The 1,732-nt window shown below is 65.8% G+C and carries 2 protein-coding genes; both read right to left on the minus strand.

Going from position 1 to position 1,732, the window contains the following annotated elements:
• Positions 1-615: alcohol dehydrogenase catalytic domain-containing protein (locus BBK14_RS13435; protein WP_157904259.1), on the minus strand; the 615-nt coding region annotated here is incomplete at its 3' end.
• 34 nt (positions 616-649) lie between these two features.
• Positions 650-1,732, minus strand: a 1,083-nt coding sequence (locus BBK14_RS13440; RefSeq protein WP_071062463.1) for an aldehyde dehydrogenase family protein, incomplete at its 5' end; no start/stop codon positions are given.

Consider the following 1,732-nt stretch of genomic DNA (forward strand, 5'->3'; position numbering starts at 1 on the left):
CACGGCGGCCTGCACGGTGTTGATGCCCAGCCCACCGACGCCGTAGATCACCGTCGTGTCGCCGACCCGAACGTTGCCCGAGTACGCGGCCGTACCCCACCCCGTCGGCACGCCGCAACCGACCAGCACCGCGGTCTCCAGCGGGATGCTGTCGTCGACCTTGACAACCGAGTGCTGCGAGATAGTGGAATACTGGGAGAAGGTCCCGAGCATACACATCGCGCCGAAGTCCTCGCCGCCGTGGTGGAAGCGGAACGAGCCGTCGGGCATGTGGCCGTCGAGAATTGTGGCGCCCATATCGCAGAGGTTCTGCCTGCCAGTGGCACAGTAACGGCAATGTCCGCAGTTGGGGATGAAGCTGCAGACGACGTGATCTCCCGGCTTGACCTTGGTGACGCCGGGGCCAACATCCTCGATGATGCCCGCGCCTTCGTGGCCACCCACGATCGGGAACCGCGGCGGCAGATCGCCGTCGGACAGGTGCAGATCGGAGTGGCATAAGCCGGCGGCCACGTACCTGATCAGCACCTCGCCGTCACGTGGGCCGTCCAGGTCGAGCTCGATGATCTCGAACGGCTTATTGCTGCCGGTGAGTACAGCTGCTTTCGTTCTCATGCTTGGAACTCCTTGCAGTATCCGCGGGTCGAGGTTAAAGAAGGACGTTGACGGCCTTGGTCTGGGTGTAGAGATCCAAGGCAGCCGCCCCGAGCTCGCGGCCCCAGCCGGACTGCTTGTACCCACCGAACGGCAGCGCCGTGTCGAAGCCGTTGTAGCAGTTGATCCACACGCTGCCTGCCTTGATTTTCCTGGCCAGCCGATGTGCCTTGGAGATGTCGCGAGTCCAGATGCCTGCGGCGAGGCCGAACTCGGAGTTGTTCGCCACGCCCGCCGGACCCTCCTCGGCGCGGAACGGCATGGCGGCCACCACCGGGCCGAAGATCTCCTCGCGGACCACACTCATTCCTTCGTGCACGTCCACCAGCACGGTGGGCTCCACGTAGTAGCCGGAGTCACCGATACGCGACCCACCGGTCAGTACCCGCGCACCATCGGCCCTGCCTTGGTCGAGGTAGCCGGTCACACGGTCCAGCTGCTCCCGCGAGACCAGCGGCCCGAGCTGCGAGGACGGATCCATGCCCGGCCCGACCTTCACGCCGGCGGCGAACTCGGCGACCCCCGCCGTGAACTCGGCGAAGATCGAGTCCTCGACAAAGAGCCTGGTGCCCGCTACACAGCACTGGCCATGGTTGAACAGCCAGGCGTTGGCCGAACCGGCGATAGCCGACTCGATGTCGGCGTCGGCGTACACGATGTTCGGGCTCTTGCCGCCGAGCTCGAGCGAGATCTTCTTCAGATTTCCCCGCGCCACGTCGACGATCTTCTTGCCGACCTCGGTCGAGCCGGTGAAGGCGACCTTGTCCACGTCGTCGTGCGCGGCCAGCGCGGCGCCGGCGTCACCGAAACCGGTGACGATGTTGACCACGCCTGGTGGGAAGTCCAGCTCGGTGAAGACCTCGCCGAGCAGCAACGCGGTCAGCGGGGTCTGCTCGGCAGGCTTGAGCACCACGGTGTTGCCTGCCGCCAGCGCGGGTGCGATCTTCCACGAGGCCATCAGCAGCGGGAAGTTCCACGGGATGATCTGGCCGCACACGCCGATCGGCTCACGCAGCGTGTAAGCGTGCCATTCGGTGCCCGGCATCCACGGCACCGAAGGCGTCACCGTGCTTCCCTC

The organism is Parafrankia soli, assembly GCF_001854695.1.
Taxonomy (GTDB): Bacteria; Actinomycetota; Actinomycetes; order Frankiales; family Frankiaceae; genus Parafrankia; species Parafrankia soli.